Genomic DNA, 19,973 nt, shown 5'->3' with positions numbered 1-19,973 from the left:
TATGACAGTTACAATTAAAGATGTGGCAAAAAAAGCAAATGTTGCTCCTTCTACGGTTTCACGTGTAATTGCTGATAACCCGAGCATTAGTGAGAAAACAAAACGTCGCGTTCGTAAAGTGATGGCTGAATTAGGATATCACCCGAATTTAAATGCGAGAAGTCTTGCAAATCAAACAACAAAAACGATTGGACTTGTTATGCCAAGCTCTGCGAGTAAAGCGTTTCAAAATCCATTTTTCCCAGAAGTTATTCGAGGAATTAGCTCATTTGCACATGGAGAAGAATATTCATTGTATATGTCAACTGGAGAAACGGAAGAAGAGATTTTTAATGGTGTTGTGAAAATGGTGCAAGGAAGGCAAATCGGTGGCATTATTCTTTTATATTCCCGTATGAATGACCGTATTTTAGAATATTTACACAGTCAAAATTTCCCATTTGTTCTCATTGGGAAACCATATGAACGAAAAGAAGAGATTACATATATCGATAATGATAACTATGCAGCCGCACGAGAAGTAACAGAATATTTAATTTCACTTGGACATAAACGAATTGCTTTTATCGGTGGTGATTCGGATCTACTCGTTACAAAAGATCGCCTCGCTGGAATGGCAGACGCATTAAAATTAGCTGATATTTCTTTGCCAGCTGAGTATGTTTTAAATCTTAGTTTTTTACGAGAAAGTGGTCAAAAAGCGGTAGAAGAACTTATGACACTTGATGCACAGCCAACAGCTATTATCGCAACGGATGATTTAATTGGATTAGGTGTATTAAGTGCTTTATCAGAAAAGGGAATTTCCGTGCCAAAAGATATCTCTATTGTTAGTTTTAATAACGTATTATTATCTGAAATAGCAAATCCACCATTAACAACAGTCGATGTAAATATTTTTCAGTTGGGCTACGAAGCAGCGAGATATTTAGTTGATAAAGTTGAACATTGTGAAACTTCACCAAAGTGTATTATTATTCCTCATAAATTGATGAAACGTCAAACATGCAATGAAATATTGAAATAGAATCTAAGATGGTATTGTATAGATAAGATTAATTTAAACAAATTATAAAATGAAATATTTATAAAGGTAGTCTTCTCACCCAGAGCTAAGTTGTATGGTAAACATACAATAATATACAGGAGGTGAAGAAGATGGATAAATCAATGAAGTATTTCTTTGCGGTTATTGTTGGTTGGTTATGGACAGTACTTGCTGGAGTAATGGACCAATCATTAACAACAGGTTTTCATTATTTCTCTATTTATGCATTAGATGGACTAATCAATTTCATTCAATATGTGGTAACATTAGTTGGCTGGATAACAGTTGGATTATTTGGTTTTTTTGTCATAAGAGATGGTTGGAAAGAGAAAAAAAGATAGTATAAATGCAAAAAAACTAAGGGGAAAGGGTATTCCTCTTAGTTTTTTTGTTGTAGAAACGTTTCTAAACGGTCACAGCCTTCTTTCAGCATTTCCATACTATAAGCATAAGAAATACGAATGTACCCTTCACCGTATTCGGAAAATGCTGAACCTGGAACAACTGCAAGTTTAGCTTCTTTCACAAGTTCAATTGCGAAATCAAAAGAAGAGGAGTTTAAATTCCCGATATAAGGGAATAGATAAAACGCTCCTGTTGGCTTTTCAACAGTTAATCCCATTTGTACAAGACGGTTGTATACATAATCGCGACGCTTTTTGTATTGATGACGCATCATACGGGGGGCGTCCTTTGCTGCTGTTAATGCTTCAATTGCTGCATACTGAGCAATTGAAGTTGCACATGTAACATTGTATTGATGTACTTTTAAAATTTGACTTGCTAAAAAGTTTGGTGCAAATAAAAAACCAATGCGCCATCCTGTCATAGAATGAGATTTTGATAAACCGTTAATTACAATCGTTTTATTTCGCATTTCTGGAAAATTTGCAATAGATATATGTTTATTCTCGTATACAAGTTCGCTGTAAATTTCGTCGGAAAGAACAAAAATATTTTTATCCTTTAATACTGAAACAATCTCTTTGAGTTCTTCTTCTGATAATGTTACGCCAGTTGGATTTGATGGATATGGTAATACGATGCAACGGGTTTTGTTTGTAATTGCTTTTTCGATTGCTTTTGCTGTTAAGCGGAATCCTGTGTCACGGACGTCTACAAAAACAGGTTTTGCACCGCATAGACGAATAATAGGTTCATAGCCTGGGTAGACAGGGGCTGGTAAGATTACTTCAGTTCCTTCTTCCAAAATCGTACGAAAGGCAATATCGATTGCTTCACTTGCCCCGATGGTTACAATTGTTTCATCTTCCGGAGAATATACTAAATTATAGCGTTCTTTTAAGAAATCACAAGCAGCTTTTCGAAGCTGTAACAAACCCGCATTATGTGTATAACTTGTAAAATTTTCTACAATAGCACGCTTAGCAGCTTCTTTCACTAAAGAAGGAGTTGGGAAATCAGGTTGTCCAATGGTTAATGAAATAAGATCATCATAATTTTGAATCATGTTAGAAAATTGGCGGATTCCAGAAATTTGAATATCCTTTACACGTGGATTAATAAATTGTTCCATTTTGTCTCCCTTTCTTCCGTTGCAAAATTTCTTTTTATTGTATCATATTTATCATACAATCGCTTTGAAAAGCTACAAATAAAAAAGGTCGCTAAAAAGCGACCTTTTGTTTAATAACCGTATTCCCAATCGATTTCGTCTTCACTCCAAAGAACGGAAGAAACTTTTCCTAGATGTATTACTGAGTTGTTTATAGAGCATGCACAATTGTTTGTACCTGTTTGCTCTTGTAATTTTTTATACACCGATTTCTCAACATTTTCTAGTACAACAAGATTTTCCTCGTTTAAGACGAGCGCAGTTCCTGTCATTTTATTTTCCCCCAATCGATTTCTTAACCTGTATTTATTGTATCTTGTACAGAGACAATTTGATACATGGTTTACAATCATTTTGAAAAGTTGTAACATTTGTGAATAAATTTCCACAAAATGTTTACAGAAATATTAAGAATAATCTAAAAAATAAAACAAATTTGCCAATAAAATGGTATAATCGTATCAAAATAAATATAGGGGATGAGGGGATGGGACTTATCCGTGATTTAATAATTCAAGTTGCTATCATTATTTTGCCGTTATTTTTGTATGAAGCAATTCGTTTAAATCGCTATCAAAGCATGCTTCAAAAGCCCAATCGCTACTTTATTGTATTATTATCAACAATTACGCTTATCCTTTCAATGACATATCCAATTTGTGTTGGGGAAACCTGTAATTATGATTTCCATCAAATCTCAATAATTAGTGCGTTTTTGTATGGTGGTTCAGTTGGTATGATTCCGGCTGTAATGGCTATTTTATACGATGGATTTCTGAATGGTTTAAGCTGGCTTCGGTTATTAGAAATTATTTGTATCTCTGTTATCCCTTTTTTATTGTCTAAAAAATGGAGTGCGTTTCCGAAAAATAAAAAAATTGTTTTATCTTTTATGTTGGCATCTTTTTATACACTCATTTCTTTAGGATTTGAAATATTTGGTTTGTTGTTAGGAAAGGGCTTTACGCCAATGATGTCTTATTTGTATAGCGAATACATATTTGCCTCTTTTATTATGATTATGACGATGACATTCCAAGTGTATTTAACAGAGTATTTATATGAAAATGCAATGTTACGAACAGAAATGCAAAAGTCTGAGAAATTAAATATTGTCAGCGAGTTAGCAGCAAGCGTGGCCCATGAAGTTCGTAATCCACTTACAGTTGTGCGTGGATTTATTCAATTGTTAGAAGGTACAGAAGATGTTAAGAATAAAGAATACATGCGTCTTGTTTTGGCCGAATTAGATCGGGCAGAACAGATTATTTCAGACTATTTAAATTTAGCTCGGCCGCAAATTGATAAGAAAGAACATATTTGTTTATCAGCACAGCTTATTGAAATGACGACGTTAATGTCTTCCTTTGCTGCAATGCGAGGTGTATATCTACAGGTTGAAATTGCAGAGAATTTATATACTATAGGTGACAAAACAAAATTAAAACAAGCGATTATGAATGTTGTAAAAAATGGCATTGAAGCAATTCAAGAAAATAAAGGGTATTTAAAAGTGACTGCATTGCAAAAAGATGAATCTATTGTTATTCGTGTCAAAGATAGCGGTGTTGGGATGACAAAAGAGCAGTTAGAGAGACTTGGACAACCCTATTATTCATTGAAAGAAAAGGGGACAGGACTTGGATTAATGGTTACCTTTAGTATCTTACAAGCTCATAATGGTACACTTGTATATAAAAGTGAAATAGGTAAAGGAACGGAAGCGATTATTACTTTACCAGTTGCGGTGCAAAACATAGTACATAAAAAATAAAAGTTACCGAGGTATGGTAACTTTTATTTATTCATTTCTCCCGTTTTTTCAGATTTAAATCGAATGAATAGACTTTTAAATGATTTAAATAAACTTTGTTCTTGTGAAGCAGCAACTAATCGTTTTGTTTCTTGAATTTCTCGAATAACTTGCATAAGCTGAGCATCGCGATTGCTTTCTTTATTATAAACTTGGTTCATAAGTTTGTTCATTTTTTCTTCTTGTTTGGATTCACGTTTATACATATGATTCATAAGTAAATCCATTTTTTCTTTTTGCAGCGCATCAGTTTCTGCTGCGTGATCTACAAGATTTTGTAACATTTCCTCTTGTTTGGATTCTTTTACGTATACTTGGTGCATTAATTCATTTAGCTTTTCGTCTTTTAAACGATTCTGTGTAATAAGGGTAGAATTTTGATGAATAATTGCTTCGTTTAATTGAGCAAGCATATCTAACTTGTGCATAAATTCTTCAAATTTCAGGCTTTGCTCTTTGAGTTGTAGGTCTGTATTTTCTTTTACATCTGTATCTTCTTTTACAATAGCAGGAGAATCGGGTGGAGACTCTTCTTCTTTTAGTATAAATGAAATCGTTTCCATAATATCTTCTTCCAATGTAGCAGCTCGTTCGTGAATCATTTTTAATAGTCGTAAATCATCCATTTTATACGTGCGAGATTCAGCAGTTTTATCAATAAAATAGCCATGTTGTTCTAAAAGTTGGCTATATTTACGAACCATATTTTTGGGGATTCCCGTTTTATTTGTGACATCTTTTGTTTTATATGTTCCGCTCATGACATTTCCTCCCTAAAAAGTATCATGTATACCAATTCCATTTTTTGTTTTATACTTCCTTTGAAAAAAAATGTCGGAAGGTTGAAAGTTTTCTACATGTTTAGTGAAAAGTTGCACAAAATGGCATGTTATTGATGGAAAAGAAGCTAGGAATATAGAATAATGTCTGAAAACATAAGAATATGAAGTTTGTTATAATGAAAGGATGAGAGGAAGAAAATGGAGGATGTAAGCCGGATGAAACAAGTAAAAGGCATTTTGATTACAATCATTGCAATTCTGTCTGTATTAATTGGAGTATACAAAGTTCTGATAACGCCAGCATCAGAGAACAAGAAAGAGGTATCGTACGACCAAATTCTTGAGTTTCCGAAAGAACGATATCCGGAAACAGGAAAACATATTGCAAACGCAATACAAGAAGGGCATTCTAACATTTGTACAATTGATCGAAATGGAGCTGCGGATAGAAGGAAACAATCGCTAGCTCCATACCCGCCCAAAAAAGGCTATGACCGTGATGAATGGCCGATGGCGATGTGTAAGGAAGGTGGGAAAGGAGCGCACATTGAATATATTAATCCCGCAGATAATCGAGGTGCTGGTTCATGGGTTGGTAATAAGTTAGATCAATACCCAGATGGAACACGTGTGAAATTTGTTGTGAAATAATATATTGCTTCGCATCACTTAATAGAAAAAGGAGTGAAAAGAGTGGAGTTAACAATTTCTTATGCACAATTGATAGTAATGAATCAAGGTATGACATCTCCGCATGTAGATTGGATGGATAAAGATTTTGAAAGAGGCTATGCTGAGGCTGAAGGAACAATTATATTTGAGGCCTTATCTGATTATACGTGTGAAGTAATGGTATTTACTCAGAAATTTGTAGAAAAAAAAGAAGCAATACGAACGGTATCAGCTCCATTCACAGTGTTACAAGAAGGAGTGTTTATAAGCAGCGTGCTAGCAAATCAACTTCATTTTCTCGTTCCGTCAGGAGAGTATATAGTGACTGTGCAAGCAATTCCCTTAGAAGAACCTTCAGTAGATGCCTTGTATAAGATAAGATATGAATTGTTTTTTGAAGAGAATTAGTTATTACGTTGGTGTAGTGGTTTTTATGCACAAGTATATGATTAATTATGAATGCAGAGTAGATCTTCCATCGTTCTATGAAGTAGGTTAGTGTTCTTTTAATAAAATTAGAAAACTACTGTCCAAAGGGCAGTAGTTTTCTAATTTTTATTACGTATTAACGGGCAGTAAGCTCCCCGAAATTCAGAGAAAATCGGGGGGCTTACTGCTAGCATGTGCCCGATTGGTTCAACTAACCATCAGTGGGGGATGAAGAAAACCCCCACTGATGAAAGTTTCACTTTATTATCGTGCATTTGCTTGCAAAAGTTGGCGAGCTTTTACAGCTGCCTTTACCATATGTTCTAATGCAGGAATAACTTCTTCTGTTTTTCTTGTTTTTAAGCCGCAATCTGGATTAATCCAGAAATATTTTGGATCGCACACCTTTAATGATTGTTCTACAATTGTATACATTTCATCTATACTTGGAATACGTGGACTATGAATGTCATATACACCAAGTCCAATCCCCTTTTCATACGGATGTTCTTTTAATGTATCAATAAACTCCCCGTGGCTTCTTGATGTTTCAATAGAGATAACATCTGCATCAAGCTGATGGATCGCTTCCACAATATCTTCAAAGTTACAATAACACATATGCGTATGAATTTGTGTTTCGTTTTCCACTGAAGAAGTAGAAAGGAGGAATGCTTGAACAGCCCATGTTAAATATGTGTCCCAATCTTTCTCTTTTAACGGCAGTCCTTCACGCAGTGCAGGTTCATCAACTTGAATAACACGAATACCAGATGATTCAAGTAATTTAATTTCATGTCGAAGTGCCAGTGCAATTTGGTAAGCAACGTCCTTTCTTGGAATATCGTTACGAACGAAAGACCAATTTAAAATTGTCACAGGACCAGTTAGCATGCCTTTGACAACTTTATTAGTACAACTTTGTGCAAATACTGTTTCTTTTACTGTCATACCATTAATAAACGCAACGTCACCATAAATAACAGGAGGTTTCACACAGCGAGAACCGTACGATTGCACCCATCCATTTTTTGTAAAGGAAAAACCAGCAAGTTTTTCACCGAAATATTCTACCATATCTGTTCGCTCAAATTCGCCATGAACGAGAACATCAAGACCAATTTCTTCTTGGTATTGAATCCATTTTTTTGTTTCTTCTTCAATAAATTGTTCGTACTGCTCATTTGAGATGTCACCGCTACGCCATTGTTTTCTAGTTTGACGAACTTCCTGTGTTTGCGGAAAGCTACCAATTGTTGTCGTTGGAAGTAACGGTAAATTCAGTGCTTTTTGCTGTAAGTTGTAGCGATCTTTAAATGAAAGAGGACGAGAAAAGTCTTCTTCTTGTAATGCTGATAGTGTAGATTGTACATCTTTACGATTACGAACTGCAGAAGTCTGAATTGCTTCGTGAGCATTTCGATATGTTTGTAATTCATCAGAAGTATTTTCTATTCCATGAACGAGAGCTTTTTGTAAAATAGTAAGCTCTTCTAATTTTTGATTTGCAAAAGCAAGCACATCGTATAATTCGTTTTCAAGGTGTGTTTCAATCGTCTTGTCAACAGGGGTATGAAGTAAACTACAAGACGGCTGTATAATCCATTCTTTTGGTTGTATAGTTTCTTGTAATGTATTGAAAAGAGAAAGGATTTCATCCAGGTTAGCTCTCCAAATGTTACGACCATCTATACAGCCAACACCTAATACTTTATCAGATGGGAATCCATATTGTAGTAGGGCACGCAAATTACCTTCTTTACCGTGTACAAAATCAAGTCCAATACCAGTAACCGGGAATGAAATAATCTCTTCATAGTTTTCTTCTATACTATCAAAATACGTTTGCAGCATAATAGATATATTTGGAACAGCTTTACGAATCGTTTCATATAATTCTTTCGCTATACCAATTTCTTGTTTTGATAGGGATGTAAAGATAGGTTCATCAATTTGAACCCAGCGTACGCCAGCATCTTGTAATTCTTGTAACAATTGAATGTATGGCTGTATTAATTTTTGTAAAATGTTTGAGAAGTGTTCTTTTTTATAACCCTTTGCTAAGCTTAAAAACGTATACGGTCCTAATATAACTGGTTTACCATCAACGCCAAGTTCTTGTTTTGCTTCTTCATATAAACGAAGTGGACGATTCTCTTTAAGAGAAATATGTAAGCCTTCCTCATATTCTGGAACGATATAATGATAATTTGTATTAAACCATTTCGTCATTTCAGAAGCAACGTGATCCTTTGAACCGCGTGCCATACCAAAGTATACGTCAAGCTCTGATGTATACTTTGAAAAACGTGATGGGATAAACCCAAGCATACATGCTGTATCAAGGACATGGTCATAATATGTAAAGTCACCAATTGGGATGAGATCGATTCCTTTTTCTTGTTGTACTTTTACATGTTGAAGGCGAACCTCTTTCATTTGTTTCACAAATTGTTGTTCATCCACTTTGTTTGCCCAAAAGGCTTCTAAAGCTTTTTTCCATTCGCGATGTAATCCAATTCGCGGATACCCTAAGTTACTTGTTTGAATTGTCATTTTGATTTCCTCCCCTAAATATAAGTAAGCATTTCCGTTTACTCGGAAATGCATTTAACGAAAAGTAGACATAGAAGCAGAAAATGCTCCTCTTTCGTTAAAAACACTTCCTCATCATCCGTGAGTCTATCAGTGCCGTTAAAATAGGCAGGTCTCCTGGCTCATGCATCAGCGATTTCTATCACCTTCCCGTTTTCACAGTGGTATATCGAAAGAAATCTTTGCACTTACAGTGGCGGGACCGCGTTGGATTTTCACCAAACTTCCCTTTTAAACACGAAATGAACTTTTTCGTGTACCTATCTCCTTTTGGAAAGGAATGTAACTAGCGTATATGATATTGAAACACATTCTAACATAATATTTTAAATTTTGTCTACTATTTTAAAATATTGATATTTTATTTTTTTCAAAATGTTCATTTAATTGCATTAACATGAAAATTTTTCTAAATGCCACCACCAATGTGATGATGGGTATGTATGGGAGAGAGTATAGTAATAAGACTGTATACGTTTATATATATCGTGAGCATGATGAAAGAGTAAGCGGTCATAGGAGAGTAGTTCTAGTTGTTCATTTGGCTGTAATGTATGGGATTGAAATGCAATTTCACTGCGAAGTATTAGCATGTATAAGACTTGGTTTTGCAAATAAGAATGGTAATATACAGAGAATCCATATTGTTTAATTAAATTATCCTTCGTAAGATGTCACCTCCTATATTCCGCTATTCGCGGGAAGTAAGGCTCCTACCTCAAGATTGAGAAAGAAGCAAAGAAGCTAGGTGGGGGATGAAGAACCCCCACCACTGATGGAAGTTTCACTTTATATATTCGTATTGTAATGAAAAGGGGAAGAGGTTACAAAAAAGAAAAAAGGAAAAAAACGCTTAAGAAAATCCATTTTCATGAATACAAAAAACAGTCACTCTTTGGTGACTGTTTCAATGTTTAATGATCCACTTTTGTATTGATTTCTGAAAGTTTTTCTTCCATTGCATCTTTATACAATTGTTTCAGCCAACGAAACTCAACAGAAGCATGATCAATAACGTTTGCCAAAATATAAAGCTGTGCACGAGGAATGCTAGTCTTATTATTTATATATATGCTTTGCATCGTTGTTATAAATGTCTGTGTTTCTTCAATTTTCTTTTTGAGAATCGGCACAATGCATTGATTGTCACCGAAATGACTGAAAGCAAGCCCGGTATAGATTGGTTTATATATATGATTTTTTGCTTGAAATTGTTCGAGTAAAAGAGTATGAAAAAGTTTTTCTCCTTTTTCTGTAATATGATAAATCGTTTTATCTGGACGATTTGTATCACGTATGATATGCGTAACAGCGATAGCTCCCTGTTTTTCTAGCTGCTCGAAGGCGTAATATAACGATCCTTTTGCATATTTTATATAACAATCCATTTGCCTTTCTTTCATAATGTGTTGCACTTCGTATGGATGTTTCTCTCCTTCAAGAAGTAAACCAAGAATGACTAATTTCATGCTCATTTTGTTTCAACTCCAATAGCATCAAACTACTAAAATAAATATATTCTCCTCCTCAACAAGGAGAAGGAGAGAAGAATGTTAACTAACTTGTTTTTGTTTCTTGTTTGTTGGTACAATTAGTCGCTCTTTTCCCATTAATAGGATGCATACAATGCTAAGAGCTGCAGGAATAAGTGCCCATAAAAATGTGTCAGCGATAGAGGTTGCTAGTGCATGTTTAATACCATCTAAAATTTGTGGCGGCATTTTCTCAGTCGCATTTGGAGATAATAAGAAACTTGTATCGCCGCCTTTTGGAGCCATCTTTGCTAGTTCTGGCGGGAAAACAGATTTTAGTTGATCTGTAAATACATGATTTTGAATCGTACCAAAAATTGTTACACCAAGTGTCATACCAAGTGAACGGAAGAAAGAATTTGTTGATGTCGCAGAACCTCGTTCTCTCATACTTAAATTATGAATAGAAGCCATACTTAAGACAGAGAAGGAAAATCCGACGCCAAATCCAGCTAAAATCATAAAGACTGTAATCATTGTACGTGACGTATCGACTGTTAAAGTACTTAATAAATACATACCAAGAATAAAGAAAAGACCAGAAATCATCATAATGTTACGGTAACTTGTACGAGTTGATAACTGTCCACCTATTTGGCTTCCAATAACAGATCCTACCATCATCGGTGTTAAAATTAATCCAGCATTTGCTGCGGATCCACCAAGAACACCTTGGATGAAAAGTGGAATGTACACTGTACAAATAATAAATGTTGCACCGTATAAGAAGGCAACGCCTTGACTTGCTGCAAATAAACGTTTTCTGAATAAATGGAAAGAAATAATAGGTTCTTCCACTTTTCGTTCAATAAAGAAAAAGATAATCATCATAATAGCAAACGCAGCAAATAAGCTCACAATTACGCTGGAATCCCAAGCATACTGTTTACCCCCGAGTTCTAAAGCAAACATGAGGCAAACAATACCAATAATTAAAGTAACAGCACCTGCCCAATCAATTTTTTGTTTACTATATTGTAAAGATTCTTTATAGTATTTTGTAATTAAAAAGAGCGAGATAATCCCTAATGGAATATTAATATAAAATACCCAGTGCCAGTTAATATAGTCAGTAATATAAGCACCTAACAGCGGTCCAAATACACTTGACGTTCCAAAAACAGCTCCAAATAGTCCTGTCATTTTACCTCGTTTTTCTGCTGGGAAAATATCATACATAATTGTAAATGCGATTGGCATAAGAGCACCGCCGCCAATTCCTTGAATTGCACGGTATACACTTAATTGTTCAATGCTAGATGCAGTGCCGCAAAGCATTGAACCAATTAGAAAGAGAAGTAATCCTCCTATGTAAAAACGTTTACGTCCGTACATATCCGATAGTTTTCCGAAGATAGGCATTCCGGCCATTGTAGCTACCATATAGGCAGAAGTGACCCATACAAATTTATCAAAGCCGCCTAAATCACCTACAATAGTAGGCATTGCAGTAGCAACAATTGTGTTATCCATTGCTGCCAGTAGTATTCCAAGTAATAATCCTGTTACAACAAATTTTGTATTACTTGCTTGCTTTTGAGTTATTTGTTCCTCCAAGCATAACCCTCCTTTGTATATCAACAATAAATTATATTATAGTCAAATTTGACCAAATGATAAATAAATTTTTTTCGGCAAAATTATTTTGTCGTACATATGTACTTTTTAGTCAAAGATCACAAACATATACATATAAAATATTTAGTCGGTATATATGTGAAAAAATATGCTATTGGTTACTTATTATAAAAACTGTAGAAATGCAGAAATGTAAAATATTTTTTAAAAACATATTATTGAAAATGATTCATAATATAGGAAGTGACGAAAGGACATGGAGCTTACTTGTAAGAACTAGAGAGGACAGAGAACTGTTTATGTATTGTTATACAATATAAAGCAAATTAAAAACTACTAGAATGAGAAACAATATATAAAGTGAAAATTTTATCAGTAGGAAAGTTTTTCATATGCCACTGATGATTAGTATAAGATAAAAGAATACATGAAACTTTATCAGTAAAGCTGTGCATGATGTGCAGCTTTTTTAGAATGATTTTTTCTTTCGTTTATCGAATACTATATAAAGTAAAGGATATAAAAAGGTTAAGTTTTTGTCGGAGGCCGCGAAGAAAAAGTAGAGAGTGTGAAAATTATAAATTTAATATTAGAGTGGGGTGAATTTGTATGGTGAAATACTGGGGGGAATTAGAAAATCGAGATAAGTTTTCTTTGTGTATACAACCTTCTTTATGGTCAGGGGGCAATGACAAGGATTTAGCTTATAAGCAATACACTCCTCAAATAGAAGTAACGCTTACGGTGTGTAATATGAAACAACAGTCTTCGTTTTCAGACACTATTTATTATGAACTTCAAGATATAATTGCGATTCAAATTGAAGTGGATAATAAAGGGAAAGAAGCTGTTTCTCGTATATGCGTAAGTCATATGATTAGAGATCAACTATCGTATATACCAAATACATTAACGTCTAATAGTGGGGAAAACGAATTTCTTTTTCAACTTGTTCGTTGGCGCATTGATAATTTGTCGCCAAAAGAAAAAGCATGTTTAGTATTGCAAGTAAAGGCTGAGCGTAACAATATATCACCTTCTTTACCTCTTCGTGCTACGTATACATTTCAACATAACCAACAAGTGTATGGACCATTGCAAACAAAGCAGGCCCTGTTGATAAAACGATAAAAAGGAATTATGGAGTAGGAGACTACCAACAAGAATTTTTTTTAAGTAATTGGATATCGCTTTATCCCGCACTAACGGGCACGAACAATCAACATTAATGAATCGAATAACTAAAAATTTAACAAAAGTGTTGCAAGATGATATTGTACACATCACATTTATATTTGGTGGAGCAACATATCCATTAGAGGGAGACTTATTTGAAGTGCTATTAGAACTAGCACAAATGCGATTATTTCAAAATAGAGATATGCAACAAGTGGAATTATAACATTATTATTTCGAAACATTTTTTTCATTTTTGTTACAATACTTGTGTGTTTTGTAACAAATCCCTTTAAAAATATGGTTAATCGTCATATAATTAACGATGGATGTGTCAGTATATTTTGCACAATGATTTCTCATTAAAAGTGTAGAGTAGGAAAGATCTCTACACTTTTCCTTTTGAAGAAAATTAGAGAATAATCGGAAAATATTGCATCGATTCCTTTGTACTGTGTAAAATGGAACAAATAGAGATAGAGAGATAGAAAGATAGAAAGGGAATGATAGAATGGTAGACGTTACAAACCACCGCTCTACAATAATTAAGCGGTTGGTTATTGTTGTTATAGCAATTTGTGCTGTAGCAGCAGGGTTTTTTCTGTTTCAATCAATTACTTCTCCTGCAAAAGCAGTTGCAAATCAAGAAAATTCCGTTCAGTTTGCAAGTGAACAGACAAACGTAGAAATGAAAAAAGCAGCGCCTGAAAAATATAATGGTCAAGTGCGTAAAGTAGTATACTTAACATTTGATGATGGACCAAGTGAATTTCAAAAGGAAATTTTAGATATTTTAAAGAAAAATGATATAAAAGGAACATTCTTTATGATTGGTGGAAATATTCCAGCTTATAAAGAGAGTGTGAAGCGCTTAGTAAAAGAGGGAAATTATCCGGGTGTTCATAGTATGACACATAATTATACAAAGCTGTATAAAGAAGGCAAATTTGTCGAAGAAATGAAACAAGCACAAGATATTATGAAAGAAGTGACTGGTATTCATCCAACCCTTGTTCGCTGTCCATATGGAAGTATGCCGGGACTTACTCAAGCGTTACGTGATCAAATGACGTCTGCTGGCATGAAAGAATGGGATTGGACTGTAGATTCTTTAGACTGGAAATTACCAGGAAATCCAAATGGAGTAACCCAAAATGTTGTCTCACACGTTAATAAAGAACGAGAAGTTGTTTTAATGCATGAGAAAAAGCAAACAGTGCAAGCTTTACAAACAATCATTGATGAACTTCGTAAAAAGGGGTATGAATTCGAAGTATACGATGAAGCAGATCATTTTTCGTTAAATTTCTGGCATGATAATCGCATATAAAATAGGAGGAATTGAAGTTGAAATATAAAAAGATAGCACTAGTAGCAGTTATATCAATGAGTTTACTTGCAGGTTGCTTCGGACCTAAACCAGAAGAAGAGTTATACGTAGCATTTGAGAATGCGGCAAAACAAGAAAAAACAATGTTTGAAGATGCGAAAACATTGGAGACATTAGAAAAGCAAGGACAAGAATTGTACAGCCAGATTGTAGAGGGCGGAAAAGATAACAATCAAGTGGTAAAAGAGAAATTAGATCAAGCTATAAAAAACGATGCAGATCGTGAAAAAGTATTAGATAAAGAGAAAGAAACATTAGATAAAGCGCAAGAAGAAACAAAAGATGTTGATAAATATATAAAGGAACTTGAAGATAAAAAACTGCAAGAACAAGCAAAGAAAGTACAAGATGCGTATACAGGCCGTTATGATGCTTTTAAACAAATGTATGATAGCTATAAAAAATCATTAAATTTAGAAAAAGAATTGTATACGATGCTGCAAGCAAAAGATGAAAAGTTAAAAACGATTAGTGAGAAAGTAAAAGCTGTAAATCAATCTTATCAAGATATCGAGTCTTCAAAAAATAAATTTAATGAATATACAAAACAATATAATCAAGAAAAACTGTCCTTTTATAAGCAAGCAAACATTAAAATAAAAGAAGACAAAAAATAAAGAAGCTTTGGNNCCAAAGCTTCTTTATTTTTTTGTGTAAGTACGACGATACCAAGGAATGGATTCGCTTAATTTTTTTTCTTGTTGAAATGCTTCTTCCCCAATATACTGCTGGAGCATTTTTTTAGCAGATGTTAAGGATAGATATGTTTTTGGATTTCGATATGCACAATCAAGGCTACCGAGATGTGGAAGGTTACGAAAATCATCTTTCGTAGGAGGAATATGGAAGTAATAATTACCTGCTCGGACAAGAACGTCAGATTGTTGTTGGCTAAAACGTGGGTTTTTGGAAAAGTGTAAACCTTCTTTCGTAGCTTGCTTTTCTGAAATTAGTCGTTCTAAAGCTGTCTTTTTTAACCAATATAAATATTTCGGATTTGTAGCTGATTTTGCATGTCGGTTGACACTGAAAATTGCTTCAGCAAGTTGATGGACCGAAAATTGATTGTAGGAACGAGACTGTGATTGTGAAGATTTCATCTTAGCACTCCTTTCCTGTCTACAGTATCATAATCTAACAAAAGCTAGCAATTCTTCTATGTAGAAAATTATTATACGTATTTTCAATATTAAAGCAATGTTGTAATAAAAAACAACTATTTTGTATAATAGTTATATCTTTCTTTGAAGTAAGTTAATACTTTATCCCGCTATTCGCGGGCAGTAAGACCACTCACCATAAGATTCAAAGAGAAACAAGGAAGATAGGTGGGGGATAACTGCTGGCATGCGCCCGATTGGTTCAACTAACCATCAGTGGGGGAGGGAAAAAACCTCACTGATGGAAGTTTCACTTTACTTCATTTAGAGAAAAATATCTAGAAGACCCTCTTACTTATGAATTTAAGTGCTCTTGCGCTATGTTGTACGGGTTTTTATAACTTCAAATAACGATATAATGATATAGAGAAAAGGATGACGAAAGCGTTGAAACGACAATATGGGATTATTGATATTGGATCAAACACGATGAGATTAGTTATTTATGAAAAACAAAATGGTGGTTTTTACAAAGAGATTGAAAATACGAAGGTAGTTGCTCGCTTACGTAACTATTTAATAGATGGTATCCTAACCGAAGAAGGAATCCATATATTGTTACATACTTTGCTACAGTTTCAAGAAAGCACGCGGTTTCACCAGTTACATAAAGTATTGTGCGTAGCAACTGCAACAGTTCGGCAAGCTAAAAATCAAATGGAAATTAAACGTCTTGTTGAAGAACACACTGACTTTAAGCTTCGGGTATTGTCAGAGTATGAAGAAGCACGTTATGGATATATAGCGGTTATGAACTCTACCTCTTTTACAGAAGGAATTACTGTTGATATAGGAGGTGGAAGTACAGAGGTTACTTATTTCCGAAATCGAGAGGTTGTGGAATATTATAGTTTTCCGTTTGGAGCATTGTCATTAAAGCAACAATTCATTCGTCATGATACACCAACTTCGGAAGAACTTGAGGAATTAAGAAATTATTTATGGTATCAGTTTCAATCGCTTCCATGGCTTAAAGGGAAGAAATTACCGTTAATTGCAATTGGAGGTAGCGCACGAAATATGGTGAAAATTCATCAAAATTTAATTTCTTATCCGATTTCTGGACTACATTTATATAAGATGAAGCGAACAGATATTGAACATGTACACGAACATTTATTAACACTTTCATTTACAGAACTGCAAAAGTTAGAGGGACTTGCTAAAGATCGAGCTGATACCATTATTTCGGCAGCAGAAGTGTTTAGAACGTTAACAACTATTATAGAAGCACCATCTTTTGTGTTGAGTAGAAAAGGACTACGAGAAGGTGTTTTTTATGAAGAATTAACAAATTCGTTTGGGATTACTTATTATCCCAATGTTGTGGAAGAAAGCTTATACTTACTTTCTCATGAATATGAGATGGATATGAGCGCTGTGATGCAACTTATGAAAAATGCCATGACTATTTGTAAAGAATTAGAAAAAAGAGAGGTTATCTCCTTTACGCAAGAAGATTGGACTGTGCTTCATAGAGCAGCAAAAGTATTTAATATTGGAAAATATATTGATGAAGAGTCAAGCAGCCAGCATACATTTTATTTATTAGCAAATAAAACGATAGATGGCATGATGCATAAAGAACGAATTAAATTAGCATTAATTGCTTCTTATAAATCGAAATTGTTGTTTAAACAATGTATAGAACCATTTACAGATTGGTTTGAAAAAGACGAACAAAGAAAAATACGATTATTAGGGTCTATTTTGCAATTTTCTGCAGCATTAAATGTGACAAATCGTAATCTTGTCGAATCCATTCATATTGTAAAAAACGAAGATGGTCTTGCTTTTTATATTTGCTGTAAGCAATCAGCATTATCTGAAAAAGTACAGGCGGAAAAACAGAAAAAACAGATAGAGAAAGTTTTAAAAACGAACATTGAATTATATTTTCATGAAAGATGTTAATTTGTACGAACTTCTTTACAAAAAATTTACACTTATTTCAATGGATATTTGTTAAAATGAATATAATAAAATTATATTGAAAAAGTTTTAGAGGGAAGTGTGATGGGGGTATGGAAACGGTGAAGAGTAGTCTTATAAATTTGAATGATACTGCTTATTATAACAATCGTGAATTAAGTTGGCTTGCCTTTAATGAGCGAGTGTTACAAGAAGCGCAAGATGACTGTAATCCATTATTAGAGAGATTAAAGTTTATCAGTATCTTCAGCTCAAATTTAGATGAGTTTTTCATGGTGCGTGTTGCAGGATTGAAAGATCAGGTAAGAGCTGGGTTTAATCAACCAGAAAATAAAGCTGGACTAACGCCGAAACAACAATTGGGGAAAATTTCAACTAAGGCACATGAATTAATGAAAGTACAGTATGATACTTATCAAAATGCTGTAATTCCTGCGTTGAAGGAAGAAGGAATAGAATTGTTGTCTTTTCACGATTTAACGAAAGAACAACGAGAATTTATTGAAGAATATTTTGATGAGCAGATTTTTCCGGTGTTAACACCTGTGGCAATTGATGCGTATCGACCGTTTCCTATGTTATTGAATAAAAGCTTAAATTTAGCTGCAATTTTATACGATGAAAGACAAACAGTAGAAGAAAATCGGACCAAGCTTGGCATCGTTCAAGTTCCATCATTATTAGAACGTTTTATTTTTTTACCAAATGAAGATAATAGGCAAAAATTCATTTCTTTAGAAGATGTGATTAGTAACTTTACTCATAAATTATTTACAGGATATATGGTATCTTCTGTTACGCGTTTTCGCATTACACGTAATGCGGATTTGACTATTCATGAAGAAGGTGCACGTGATTTATTAAAAGTAATTGAGAAAGAATTAAAAAAACGAAAATGGGGCGCAGCGGTTCGTTTAGAGGTAGGAACAGATAACTTGGATGAAAGAGTATTATCTCTATTATATGAAGCGTTAGAAGTAAAAGATGAAGATGTATATATGATTGATGGCCCACTTGATTTAACATGTTTATTTGCGCTTTATAAGAAGTTAGCATCCACATATGATAATTTAATCTATCCAGCACTTATTCCACAGCCACCTCAAGATTTAGGTGATGAAGAAGATGTGTTTGAAAAAACTCTAGAACAAGATATCCTATTGCATCATCCATTTGAATCATTTCAACCTGTCATTGATTTTGTAGCAGACGCAGCAGAAGATCCTGATGTGTTAGCAATTAAACAAACATTATACCGTGTAAGTGGAGATTCACCTGTTATTAAAGCTTTAAAAACAGCGGCAGAAAATGGGAAGCAAGTGACAGTACTTGTGGAATTAAAGGCTCGCTTTGATGAAGAAAATAACGTTCACTGGGCAAAAGAATTAGAAAAAGCAGGTTGTCATGTGATTTATGGTGTTAGCCATTTGAAAACACATAGTAAAATTACGCTTGTTGTAAGACGAAAATATGGGAAGATTGAACGCTTTGTCCATTTAGGTACAGGTAATTATAATGATGCAACAGCGAAATTATATACTGATTTTGGATACATTACATCGCGTAAAGATTTTGGTATTGATGCGACAAACTTTTTTAATTATTTAAGTGGGTATACAATGAAACCTCATTTTCATCAATTATCAGTTGCCCCATTTGATATTCGTCAGCAATTTATTGAACTCATTGATGAAGAGATTCGTTATCATAAACAATATGGAAATGGTTATATTATTGCGAAAATGAATTCGTTAACAGATAAGCCGCTTATTCAAAAGCTATATGAAGCATCACAAGCTGGTGTGAAAGTTGATCTCATTGTAAGGGGAACTTGTTGTTTACGTCCAAAAATTTTAGGTGTAAGTGAAAATATTCGTGTCATTAGTGTGGTAGGCCGTTATTTAGAGCATAGTCGCATTTATTATTTTCACCATAATGGAGAAGAAAAGTTATTTTTATCGTCAGCCGACTGGATGACGCGCAATATGGAAAAACGTGTAGAAATTTCATTTCCAATTCTAGAGTTCGATATGAAAACACGAATTAAAGATATATTGCAATTGATTTTAGATGATAATGTAAAAGCACGTGAACAAAATGAGTGTGGAGAATATTACTATGTAGCAAGTGATGATGCGCAAGAAATTGAAAGTCAAATGAAACTCTTTCAAATGGCATATACACACACAGAGGAAGAATAAAGTGAAACTTCCATCAGTGGGGGTCTTACTGCCCGCGAATAGCGGGATAAAGTGAAACTCTCATCAGTGGATGTTTCATTCTCTATTGT

At 34.1% G+C, this 19,973-nt stretch carries 18 protein-coding genes and 1 riboswitch; of the genes, 11 read left to right on the top strand and 7 right to left on the bottom strand.

Going from position 1 to position 19,973, the window contains the following annotated elements; all coding sequences use genetic code 11:
* Position 1: 1 nt before the first annotated feature.
* Together CN326_RS02095 and CN326_RS02090 are read left to right on the top strand one after the other, a co-directional pair.
* Entirely contained in the window at positions 2-1,027 is a 1,026-nt protein-coding gene (locus tag CN326_RS02095) for a LacI family DNA-binding transcriptional regulator (protein ID WP_098305753.1), read from the top strand.
* Positions 1,028-1,158: 131 nt separating this feature from the next.
* Positions 1,159-1,389, top strand: coding sequence for a hypothetical protein (locus CN326_RS02090; RefSeq protein ID WP_098305751.1), 231 nt, complete (start codon positions 1,159-1,161; stop codon positions 1,387-1,389).
* A 38-nt stretch (positions 1,390-1,427) separates the two neighbouring features.
* On the opposite strand, the gene CN326_RS02085 is transcribed toward CN326_RS02090, so the two are convergent.
* Both CN326_RS02085 and CN326_RS02080 read right to left on the bottom strand, forming a co-directional pair.
* A complete protein-coding gene (locus CN326_RS02085) occupies positions 1,428-2,585 on the bottom strand; it encodes an aminotransferase A (RefSeq protein WP_098305749.1) in 1,158 nt (385 codons plus the stop codon).
* 110 nt (positions 2,586-2,695) lie between these two features.
* Positions 2,696-2,896, bottom strand: a complete 201-nt coding sequence (locus CN326_RS02080; RefSeq protein ID WP_098305747.1) for a hypothetical protein — start codon at positions 2,894-2,896, stop codon at positions 2,696-2,698.
* 215 nt (positions 2,897-3,111) lie between these two features.
* Between CN326_RS02080 and CN326_RS02075 the strand changes: the two genes are divergently transcribed.
* Entirely contained in the window at positions 3,112-4,398 is a 1,287-nt protein-coding gene (locus CN326_RS02075; RefSeq protein ID WP_098305745.1) for an ATP-binding protein, read from the top strand.
* A 23-nt stretch (positions 4,399-4,421) separates the two neighbouring features.
* Here the strand turns inward: CN326_RS02075 and CN326_RS02070 are convergent, their stop codons facing one another.
* Positions 4,422-5,198 (bottom strand): DUF3967 domain-containing protein, encoded by a 777-nt coding sequence (locus tag CN326_RS02070; RefSeq protein WP_098305743.1) that lies wholly within the window; start codon positions 5,196-5,198, stop codon positions 4,422-4,424.
* 237 nt (positions 5,199-5,435) lie between these two features.
* Here CN326_RS02070 and CN326_RS02065 point away from each other — a divergent pair, with 237 nt between their 5' ends.
* Together CN326_RS02065 and comJ are read left to right on the top strand one after the other, a co-directional pair.
* Positions 5,436-5,870 carry a NucA/NucB deoxyribonuclease domain-containing protein gene (locus CN326_RS02065; RefSeq protein WP_098305741.1) on the top strand — a complete coding sequence of 145 codons (435 nt, stop codon included), beginning with the start codon at positions 5,436-5,438 and terminating at the stop codon, positions 5,868-5,870.
* A 42-nt stretch (positions 5,871-5,912) separates the two neighbouring features.
* The gene (comJ, locus tag CN326_RS02060; RefSeq protein ID WP_098305739.1) at positions 5,913-6,299 is read left to right on the top strand and encodes a competence protein ComJ; all 387 of its coding nucleotides are present in this window, start codon (positions 5,913-5,915) and stop codon (positions 6,297-6,299) included.
* A 285-nt stretch (positions 6,300-6,584) separates the two neighbouring features.
* Here the strand turns inward: comJ and metE are convergent, their stop codons facing one another.
* The 3 genes from metE to CN326_RS02040 form a co-directional block, all read right to left on the bottom strand.
* Positions 6,585-8,876 carry a 5-methyltetrahydropteroyltriglutamate--homocysteine S-methyltransferase gene (metE, locus tag CN326_RS02055; RefSeq protein WP_098305737.1) on the bottom strand — a complete coding sequence of 764 codons (2,292 nt, stop codon included), beginning with the start codon at positions 8,874-8,876 and terminating at the stop codon, positions 6,585-6,587.
* Between the two features lie 129 nt (positions 8,877-9,005).
* Positions 9,006-9,194: riboswitch (cobalamin riboswitch) on the bottom strand.
* A gap of 635 nt (positions 9,195-9,829) precedes the next feature.
* Complete coding sequence (locus CN326_RS02045) at positions 9,830-10,390, bottom strand: PadR family transcriptional regulator (RefSeq protein WP_098305733.1); 561 nt, start codon at positions 10,388-10,390, stop codon at positions 9,830-9,832.
* Between the two features lie 78 nt (positions 10,391-10,468).
* Entirely contained in the window at positions 10,469-12,004 is a 1,536-nt protein-coding gene (locus tag CN326_RS02040; protein WP_098305731.1) for an MDR family MFS transporter, read from the bottom strand.
* Positions 12,005-12,634: 630 nt separating this feature from the next.
* On the opposite strand from CN326_RS02040, the gene CN326_RS02035 reads away from it, so the two are divergent.
* The 4 genes from CN326_RS02035 to CN326_RS02020 all read left to right on the top strand — a co-directional run bounded on the left by CN326_RS02035 (position 12,635) and on the right by CN326_RS02020 (position 15,208).
* Positions 12,635-13,156, top strand: coding sequence for a hypothetical protein (locus CN326_RS02035; protein WP_098305729.1), 522 nt, complete (start codon positions 12,635-12,637; stop codon positions 13,154-13,156).
* 97 nt (positions 13,157-13,253) lie between these two features.
* Positions 13,254-13,427, top strand: coding sequence for a hypothetical protein (locus CN326_RS24460; RefSeq protein WP_176524511.1), 174 nt, complete (start codon positions 13,254-13,256; stop codon positions 13,425-13,427).
* Positions 13,428-13,712: 285 nt separating this feature from the next.
* Positions 13,713-14,531 carry a peptidoglycan-N-acetylglucosamine deacetylase gene (locus CN326_RS02025; protein WP_176524510.1) on the top strand — a complete coding sequence of 273 codons (819 nt, stop codon included), beginning with the start codon at positions 13,713-13,715 and terminating at the stop codon, positions 14,529-14,531.
* Positions 14,532-14,587: 56 nt separating this feature from the next.
* Positions 14,588-15,208 carry a YkyA family protein gene (locus CN326_RS02020; RefSeq protein WP_098305799.1) on the top strand — a complete coding sequence of 207 codons (621 nt, stop codon included), beginning with the start codon at positions 14,588-14,590 and terminating at the stop codon, positions 15,206-15,208.
* Positions 15,209-15,232: 24 nt separating this feature from the next.
* Here the strand turns inward: CN326_RS02020 and CN326_RS02015 are convergent, their stop codons facing one another.
* Positions 15,233-15,691: a YkyB family protein gene (locus CN326_RS02015; RefSeq protein WP_098305725.1), complete on the bottom strand. Its 459-nt coding sequence runs from the start codon at positions 15,689-15,691 to the stop codon at positions 15,233-15,235.
* 435 nt (positions 15,692-16,126) lie between these two features.
* Between CN326_RS02015 and CN326_RS02010 the strand changes: the two genes are divergently transcribed.
* Positions 16,127-17,665 (top strand): Ppx/GppA family phosphatase, encoded by a 1,539-nt coding sequence (locus tag CN326_RS02010; RefSeq protein WP_098305723.1) that lies wholly within the window; start codon positions 16,127-16,129, stop codon positions 17,663-17,665.
* Positions 17,666-17,775: 110 nt separating this feature from the next.
* Positions 17,776-19,884 carry an RNA degradosome polyphosphate kinase gene (locus tag CN326_RS02005; RefSeq protein WP_098305721.1) on the top strand — a complete coding sequence of 703 codons (2,109 nt, stop codon included), beginning with the start codon at positions 17,776-17,778 and terminating at the stop codon, positions 19,882-19,884.
* Positions 19,885-19,973 lie beyond the last annotated feature (89 nt).

This window comes from Bacillus sp. AFS018417, assembly GCF_002560985.1.
Lineage (GTDB): Bacteria > Bacillota > Bacilli > Bacillales > Bacillaceae_G > Bacillus_A > Bacillus_A rhizoplanae.
This window is presented reverse-complemented; position numbering and strand designations above follow the sequence as displayed.

Coding starts and splice junctions, on each gene's coding strand:
- CN326_RS02095 (WP_098305753.1), top strand. CDS start 2: ATGACAGTTACAATTAAAGATGTGGCAAAAAAAGCAAATGTTGCTCCT.
- CN326_RS02090 (WP_098305751.1), top strand. CDS start 1,159: ATGGATAAATCAATGAAGTATTTCTTTGCGGTTATTGTTGGTTGGTTA.
- CN326_RS02085 (WP_098305749.1), bottom strand. CDS start 2,585: ATGGAACAATTTATTAATCCACGTGTAAAGGATATTCAAATTTCTGGA.
- CN326_RS02080 (WP_098305747.1), bottom strand. CDS start 2,896: ATGACAGGAACTGCGCTCGTCTTAAACGAGGAAAATCTTGTTGTACTA.
- CN326_RS02075 (WP_098305745.1), top strand. CDS start 3,112: ATGGGACTTATCCGTGATTTAATAATTCAAGTTGCTATCATTATTTTG.
- CN326_RS02070 (WP_098305743.1), bottom strand. CDS start 5,198: ATGAGCGGAACATATAAAACAAAAGATGTCACAAATAAAACGGGAATC.
- CN326_RS02065 (WP_098305741.1), top strand. CDS start 5,436: ATGAAACAAGTAAAAGGCATTTTGATTACAATCATTGCAATTCTGTCT.
- metE (WP_098305737.1), bottom strand. CDS start 8,876: ATGACAATTCAAACAAGTAACTTAGGGTATCCGCGAATTGGATTACAT.
- CN326_RS02045 (WP_098305733.1), bottom strand. CDS start 10,390: ATGAGCATGAAATTAGTCATTCTTGGTTTACTTCTTGAAGGAGAGAAA.
- CN326_RS02035 (WP_098305729.1), top strand. CDS start 12,635: ATGGTGAAATACTGGGGGGAATTAGAAAATCGAGATAAGTTTTCTTTG.
- CN326_RS24460 (WP_176524511.1), top strand. CDS start 13,254: ATGAATCGAATAACTAAAAATTTAACAAAAGTGTTGCAAGATGATATT.
- CN326_RS02025 (WP_176524510.1), top strand. CDS start 13,713: ATGGTAGACGTTACAAACCACCGCTCTACAATAATTAAGCGGTTGGTT.
- CN326_RS02020 (WP_098305799.1), top strand. CDS start 14,588: ATGAGTTTACTTGCAGGTTGCTTCGGACCTAAACCAGAAGAAGAGTTA.
- CN326_RS02015 (WP_098305725.1), bottom strand. CDS start 15,691: ATGAAATCTTCACAATCACAGTCTCGTTCCTACAATCAATTTTCGGTC.
- CN326_RS02010 (WP_098305723.1), top strand. CDS start 16,127: ATGACGAAAGCGTTGAAACGACAATATGGGATTATTGATATTGGATCA.
- CN326_RS02005 (WP_098305721.1), top strand. CDS start 17,776: ATGGAAACGGTGAAGAGTAGTCTTATAAATTTGAATGATACTGCTTAT.